Raw genomic sequence first — 7,459 nt, forward strand, 5'->3', positions numbered from 1 at the left:
CGATGAGGAGATCGACGCTCATCTGGGCCTCGAACCGATGCGGGCCGGGGATCCGCCGGAAGCCCTGCCTTTCCCGGTTATCACCGTGGACGGCGTCCCCGTGAAAGGCCGGTACCCACTCTCCCGGTGGTGGGCCAAAACAGCCGTGGACGCATTGCTGCGGGCAACGGACGAGGTGTCCGGATCGAGCCCCGCCGGGATCAGGGTGATGCGCGGCCCTTTTCTGACCGTGTCCACGATTACGGCCACGGACCGTGGAGCGGAAGCCCGCTATCGGCACCACGGCGCCTGTATGGAGGCCATGGAGGGGTCCGGTGCGGCCCACGTCGCCTGCCGGTACGGCGTGGACCTCCTGGAGGTCCGGGCCGCGAGCAATCTTGTCGGACGGCGCCGCCGCGATGCCTGGAATCTCGATCTGGCGTTCGAGCGCGCGACATGGGCTGTTCTGACGATCCTGGACCGCTGCGGTCCCCTCATGCTGGAGAAGATGCCATGACCCGAACCCTCTCACTGGGGTATTCGACCTGTCCCAATGATACCTTTCTTTTTCACGCTCTTGCCCACGGCAACATCGATTGTCGCGGCCTTGCGTTCGAGATTCGTCTCGCGGACGTGGAGCAGCTGAACCGCTACGCCGAGGTCGGCCGCCTGGACGTGACCAAGCTCTCCTTTGCGGCCATCGGCCATCTGCGTGAGCGTTACGTCCTCCTCGGGAGCGGTGCGGCCCTGGGGAGGGGTTGCGGTCCCCTCGTCGTCGCGAAACCGGGCTTTGACCCGTCACGACTGGGCCGGACCCCCATCGCCGTCCCCGGCATGCGGACCACCGCGGCCTTGCTTCTGGGACTCTATCTTTCCGGAACGGCGGCGTGCATCCCCATGAATTTCGACCGGATCATGCCGGCGGTCTCCCGGGGGGAATACGAGGCGGGCGTCATCATCCACGAAGGCCGTTTCACGTTCCAGGATTACGGCCTTGTCCAACTGGTGGATCTGGGGCGGTGGTGGGAGGCGGAGACCGGACTGCCCATTCCCCTGGGCGGCATCGCCGTGCGCCGGGACCTGGGTCCGGACATCGCGCGACGCGTCGAGGCGGCCATCCGGGACAGCGTCGCCTACGCCTTTGACCACCCTGAGGAATCAGGCGCTTATGTTCGTGCCCATGCCCGGGAGATGGCGCCGGATGTGATCCGGCAACACATTGCGCTTTATGTCAACCCGTTCACCCTTGATCTGGGGGAGGACGGCCTTGCCGCGGTCGACGCGCTTTTCCGGCGGGGAGAGGCCGCCGGGTTGCTGCCTGCCATCCCGGACCGGGCCGAAGACTGAAGGCGCGTGTTTGCACCGGACGGCCCTGTTGAATCTCCCTGGGTGTTCAATCACCCGCTTTCAGCCTCACGGAAAGTTGAGAATGTTGTTGAAAAAGTTCCGTTATACAGGTATATACAATAAGTTTAGGTAAGGACAGGCGGGTTGCATGCCCGGCCGGCGCGAGGGTTACAAGGCCGATGCGCGGCGCGGTCGGTTCTCCAAAGCGACCTGGGCTTGTGTTTCACGGAATCAAGCCGCCGCCTGGATCGTGGAAGTGCTGAATGAGAAGATTGTCCCACCCCGGGATCAGGATTCTTTGCCCGGATTGTGTTCCGGAGCGTGCATCAAACCCTCCGAGGCATATCGACATCCGCATCAACGTCCGGCAAGACGGGCGGACCCGCTCCTAATCCATTCAACCGACAGACGGTTTATTTGATATCATCATGAAAATGGACGCATTGATAGCCCTTGAAGACGGACGGACGTTTCCCTGCGCGTCCTTTACCGGTCCCGGGGAGACCCGGGGCGAGCTGGTATTCAACACGGGGATGACCGGATACCAGGAAGTCTTGACCGATCCCTCCTATCGGGGGCAGATCGTGACCATGACCTACCCCCTGATCGGAAATTACGGCGTCAATCCTGAGGATGTGGAATCCGACCGCATCCAGGTGGCCGGATTCATCGTCCGGGAGTACCAGGCCTTTCCGAGCAACTTCCGGGCCACCGACACCTTGGCCGATTACCTGAGATCCCAGGGGGTCATGGGCATCCACGATCTCGACACCCGCGCCCTCACCCGGCACATCCGCAACGCCGGCGCCATGCGGGCCGTGATCTCGACCCGGGACCTCGATCCCGCATCCCTGGTCCGCAGGGCGAGGGAAACGCCGGGTCTGGTGGGGCGCGATCTGGTCCGGGAGGTCTCCACCCGGGTCCCGTACCGCTGGATTGCGGGAGAGCGGGTTCCCATCGGGGAGGATGCGGCCCTGGATGGGACCTTGTGGCGGGAAAAAGGAACAAAATTCTCCGTGGTCGCCTTTGATTTCGGCATCAAGTACAATATCCTCCGATGCCTCGCCGCAGCGGGCTTCGAGATCGTTGTCGTACCGGCGTCGACCGGTGCGGCGGCCGTCAGGGCCATGGCGCCCGACGGCATCTTTCTCTCCAACGGCCCCGGGGACCCGGAACCGGTGACCTATGCCGTCGAGACGATCCGATCCCTTCTGGGGTATCGTCCCCTGTTCGGCATCTGCCTGGGACAGCAACTCCTGGGGCTTGCCCTGGGCGGGCGCACCTACAAACTCAAGTTCGGTCACCGGGGCGCCAACCAGCCGGTCAAGAACCTGGATACCGGGCGAATCGAGATCACTTCCCAGAACCACGGCTTTTCCGTCGATATGGCAAGCCTGAGCGCAGACGAAATCGAGGTCAGCCACGTAAACCTGAACGACCAGACCCTGGAAGGCTTTCGTCATCGGTCCTACCCGGCGTTTTCGGTGCAGTATCATCCCGAGGCGTCGCCGGGCCCACACGATTCGCGTTATCTGTTTGAAACCTTTTCGAAGATGATGGCCGCGGCATGAGGCCGGCCCATGAATGCCGAAAGTTGAGGACGTCACATTCACGTGAACAGAGGAGTTGAAAAATGAGAACGAACCCGACGGCCCGATGGTGCCTCCTGGGGGCAATGCTGATGATGTGCCTTTTTCTGATATCCTGCAACAAGGTCAATCGCGCCAATTTCGAAAGGATTCAGGAGGGCATGAGCATGGCGGAGGTGGTCGAAATCCTTGGAGAACCCACCGACGCTTCCCAGATCGACCTCAGCTTTGTGGCGGGGGCGGCCGCCAAATGGGAGGATGAAAAGACCGGCCGGAAGATCAGTGTGCAATTCCTGAACGGGAAGGTCAAGTTCAAACAGTTCGAGGATACGGAGCGATAAGATTCCCCCGGACCTCGACAGCCGTCTCGAAGGGCCGGGCGGAGCGATTGCCGGGCCTGCGCCGATACGGAAGAGAAGGAAGCTGACGCAAGAGATGCCAAAACGAACGGATATCCAGAAAATACTGATCATCGGCGCGGGACCGATCATCATCAGCCAGGCGTGCGAGTTTGACTACTCCGGCACCCAGGCCTGCAAGGCCTTGCGGGAAGAAGGCTACGAGGTCATCCTGGTCAACAGCAACCCGGCGACCATCATGACCGACCCGGAAACGGCGCACCGCACCTATATCGAGCCGGTGATCCCCGAGGTTGTCGCCCGAATCATCGAGCATGAGCGGCCGGACGCCCTTCTGCCGACATTGGGCGGACAGACCGGGCTCAACACGGCCATCGGCGTGTCCCGGATGGGGGTCCTCGAACGCTATGGCGTGGAGATGATCGGCGCCAGCGTGGACGCCATCAACAAGGCCGAGGACCGGGACCTTTTCCGAAAAGCCATGAACAATATCGGGCTCCGCATCCCCAGAAGCGGCATTGCCAACAGCATGGCCGATGTCCGCGCCATCGTCGAGGAGATCGGATTCCCCATCATCATCCGTCCGGCTTTTACGCTGGGGGGGACCGGCGGCGGGGTGGCCTACAATCCGGAGGAACTGGATTTTTACGCCAAGGCGGGTCTGGATGCCAGCCTCATCAGCCAGGTCATGCTCGAGGAATCGGTCCTGGGCTGGAAGGAATACGAACTGGAGGTCATGCGGGACAAAAACGACAACGTCGTGATCATTTGTTCCATCGAAAATCTGGACCCCATGGGCGTCCACACGGGGGACAGCATCACGGTGGCTCCGATCCAGACCCTGACGGACCGGGAATATCAGATGCTCCGGAACGCCGCTATCGACATCATGCGGGAGATCGGTGTGGATACGGGGGGGTCGAACGTCCAGTTCGCCGTCAATCCCAAAACCGGAGAGATGATCGTGGTCGAGATGAACCCCCGGGTTTCCCGGAGCTCGGCCCTGGCCTCCAAGGCCACCGGCTATCCCATCGCCAAGATAGCGGCCAAGCTGGCCGTGGGCTACACCCTGGACGAACTGCCCAACGACATTACCGGCGGTACCGCGGCTTCCTTCGAGCCCACCCTCGATTACTGCGTGGTGAAGATTCCCCGGTGGACCTTCGAGAAATTTCCCGAGACCCGTGACTATCTCACGACGGCCATGAAGTCGGTGGGTGAGACCATGTCCATCGGGCGAAACTTCAGGGAGGCCTTTCAAAAAGCCGTCCGTTCCCTGGAAATCGGACGACAGGGTCTGGGGGCCGACGGGAAGGATGTCGTGGATCTGGAGGGGCGCTTTCCCACTCGCGAGGCGATCGAAAAAAACCTCGCCACCCCCAACTCCCAGCGGCTCTTCTATCTGCGATACGCTTTTCTGTGCGGCCTGTCCGTCGAGGATATTCAACGGCTGACCGGCATCGACCCCTGGTTCCTCCATCAGATCCGCCAGATCGTGGAACTTGAAGAAACCCTTCGGCCGGCAGAGGACGCTCCGGGCGAATACCGTCTCGATCCGTCGCTGCTTCGCAAGGCCAAGTCGTGGGGCTTCTCGGACATCCAGCTGGCATATCTCACCCGGCGGACGGAAAGAGACATCGAACGCGAGCGGAAAGCGGCGGGTATCCGTCCGGTTTACAAGCTGGTTGACACCTGCGCGGCCGAGTTCAAGGCTGCGACGCCCTATTACTATTCCACCTACGAGACGGAGAACGAAGCCCGGGTTTCCGATCGGAAAAAGGTCGTCATCCTGGGCGGGGGCCCCAACCGAATCGGCCAGGGGATCGAATTCGACTACTGCTGCGTGCACGCCTCCTTTGCCCTTCGGGAGATGGGGGTCGAGAGCATCATGGTCAACAGCAACCCCGAGACCGTCAGCACCGACTACGACACCTCGGACAAGCTCTATTTCGAACCCCTGACCCGTGAGGACGTCCTTCACATCGTCGAGACGGAGAAACCCTTTGGCGTTATCGTCCAGTTCGGCGGACAGACCCCCCTGAACCTGGCCGTGCCGCTGGCCGAGGCCGGTGTGCCCATTCTGGGGACCCAGCCGGCGAGCATCGATCTCGCCGAGGACCGGGAGCTTTTTCAGGCCATGCTGAACCGTCTGGGGTTGAAACAGCCGGCCAACGGCACCGCCGTCAACGTTGCCGAGGCCCGCCGGGTGGCGGCGGAGATCGGTTATCCGGTAATGGTGCGTCCATCGTATGTCCTGGGCGGCAGGGCCATGAAGATCGTCTACACCCCCGAGGAGCTGGAGGACTTTACCCGTCTGGCCATCCTTGCGTCCCCCGGACATCCGATCCTGATCGATAAATTTCTCGAAAATGCGGTGGAGATCGATGTCGATGCATTGTCCGACGGGCGGCGGACCTTCATCGGCGGCATCATGGAGCATATCGAGGCAGCCGGGGTTCATTCCGGAGATTCGGCCTGCGTACTGCCGCCTCAGGGCATTGAAAAGGCGCTGATTGCCGAAATCGCCGAGGCCACCCGGGCCATGGCGGCGGCGCTGAACGTGGTGGGATTGATGAATGTTCAGTACGCCATAAGAGCGGGGAGGCTTTACGTGATCGAGGTCAACCCTCGGGCGTCGAGGACGGTGCCCTTCGTCAGCAAGGCCACGGGCATCCCCCTGGCCAAGATGGCCACCCGGGTGATGATGGGCATGACCCTCGAGGAACTCGAACTGGGCCCTGAATCGGTCCCCGACCATATCTCCGTCAAGGAAGCGGTGCTGCCCTTCGATCGGTTCCCCGACGTGGACACCCTCCTCGGCCCGGAGATGAAATCGACGGGCGAGGTGATGGGCATCGATACCAAATTCGGTTATGCCTACGCCAAGGCCCAGCTTGGGGCCGGTCAGCGGATGCCCACGGAGGGAACGGTCTTTGTCAGCGTTCAGGACCGGGACAAGGCTGCCGTTCTTCCCATATCGGCCCGATTTCACGAGATCGGTTTCGGAATTCTGGCCACCGACGGCACCGCCCGCTTCCTTTCGGCCCACGGGGTCCCCAATACCCGCATCAACAAGGTGTCGGAGGGGCGGCCCCATGTCGTGGATGCCGTCAAGAACGGAGAGATCCAATTCGTCATCAACACGGGCGCCGGAGACAAAACCCGGCAGGACGGATACCAGATCCGCCGGGCGGCCATCAAGTTCGCCATTCCCTACGCCACGACCATTGCCGGCGCCGATGCCATGTGCCAGGGGATTGCGGCCTTGAAGGAGAACCGGATATCCGTCAAGGCGCTTCAGGATCACATGATGGAAACAGCATAACATGACAATTCAACTTTCGACTTTCATGATGGTAACCGGAAAGAGGTGCCGGGAGGATACGGCCCGGGCCCCTTCAGCGGCACTTGAACGAAACCGCGTGGGGCGCGGGCCGTATCCTCCCGGCACCGGCCTATGAAAGTCGAAAGTTGAGATGACAATATCAATTATTCCTCCCGAGACAAGGTTTCGGGGAAAGCATTTCGGACAAATATGATAGATGAAAAACCGCGTGAATCATGTGGCCTTTTTGGCATTCATAACCACCCGGAAGCGGCCAAGCTGAGCTATTTCGGGCTTTATGCCCTTCAACACCGGGGGCAGGAGAGTGCCGGCATCGCCGTGGTCATGGACAACACCATCGCCTCCCACAAAGGGATGGGGCTGGTGTCGGACGTCTTCAGAAACACCCATTTCGAGGAACTGAACGGGGTGACGGCCGTGGGACACGTCCGTTATTCCACCACCGGCAGTTCCATCCTCTCCAACGCCCAGCCGTTTGTCGTACACCACCGGAACAAGTCCTACGCGGTGGCCCACAACGGCAACCTGGTCAACGCCCACAGCCTGAAGCGGGAGCTGGAGGAGTCCGGTTCCATCTTCCAGACCACCATGGACAGCGAGGCCTTTCTTCATTTCCTGGTGAGCAACCTCAAATACGGCTTCGAACAGGCCCTGATTTACACGGTTTCCCGATTGAAGGGGGCCTTTTCGTTCATCCTGATGACCAGCCAGGGAGAACTGGTGGGCATCAAGGACCCCAACGGCTTCCGGCCGCTCTGTCTCGGCAAGCTGAACGGGAGCTATGTCCTCGCGTCGGAGTCGTGCGCCCTGGATCTGGTCCAGGCGGAGTTCATCCGGGA

Annotated in this window: 5 protein-coding genes and 1 pseudogene; all 6 read left to right on the forward strand. The window is 61.3% G+C overall.

The genetic code is table 11. From position 1 onward, the window contains the following. Positions 1-496, forward strand: a pseudogene (locus tag AB7S84_RS15450) (hypothetical protein); the annotation flags it as partial. After that, positions 493-1,326 carry a 1,4-dihydroxy-6-naphthoate synthase gene (locus AB7S84_RS15455; RefSeq protein ID WP_428155579.1) on the forward strand — a complete coding sequence of 278 codons (834 nt, stop codon included), beginning with the start codon at positions 493-495 and terminating at the stop codon, positions 1,324-1,326. The pseudogene AB7S84_RS15450 and the gene AB7S84_RS15455, both read left to right, overlap by 4 nt. 434 nt (positions 1,327-1,760) lie before the next feature. Then, a complete protein-coding gene (gene carA / locus AB7S84_RS15460) occupies positions 1,761-2,897 on the forward strand; it encodes a glutamine-hydrolyzing carbamoyl-phosphate synthase small subunit (RefSeq protein ID WP_428155587.1) in 1,137 nt (378 codons plus the stop codon). Positions 2,898-2,959: 62 nt separating this feature from the next. Beyond that, on the forward strand, positions 2,960-3,256 hold the full coding sequence (locus AB7S84_RS15465; protein ID WP_020878180.1) for a DUF3862 domain-containing protein: 297 nt from the start codon (positions 2,960-2,962) through the stop codon (positions 3,254-3,256). Positions 3,257-3,350: 94 nt separating this feature from the next. After that, a complete protein-coding gene (gene carB / locus AB7S84_RS15470; protein ID WP_428155582.1) occupies positions 3,351-6,599 on the forward strand; it encodes a carbamoyl-phosphate synthase large subunit in 3,249 nt (1,082 codons plus the stop codon). A 210-nt stretch (positions 6,600-6,809) separates the two neighbouring features. Beyond that, the coding region (locus tag AB7S84_RS15475) for an amidophosphoribosyltransferase (RefSeq protein WP_428155584.1) at positions 6,810-7,459 on the forward strand (650 nt) is incomplete at its 3' end.

This window comes from Desulfococcus sp. (assembly GCF_050178255.1).
Classification (GTDB): Bacteria; Desulfobacterota; Desulfobacteria; order Desulfobacterales; family Desulfococcaceae; genus Desulfococcus; species Desulfococcus multivorans.

Bases quoted from the DNA above. Each gene is read 5' to 3' on its own strand.
- carA (WP_428155587.1), top strand. From the start codon at position 1,761: ATGGACGCATTGATAGCCCTTGAAGACGGACGGACGTTTCCCTGCGCG.
- carB (WP_428155582.1), top strand. From the start codon at position 3,351: ATGCCAAAACGAACGGATATCCAGAAAATACTGATCATCGGCGCGGGA.
- AB7S84_RS15465 (WP_020878180.1), top strand. From the start codon at position 2,960: ATGAGAACGAACCCGACGGCCCGATGGTGCCTCCTGGGGGCAATGCTG.
- AB7S84_RS15455 (WP_428155579.1), top strand. From the start codon at position 493: ATGACCCGAACCCTCTCACTGGGGTATTCGACCTGTCCCAATGATACC.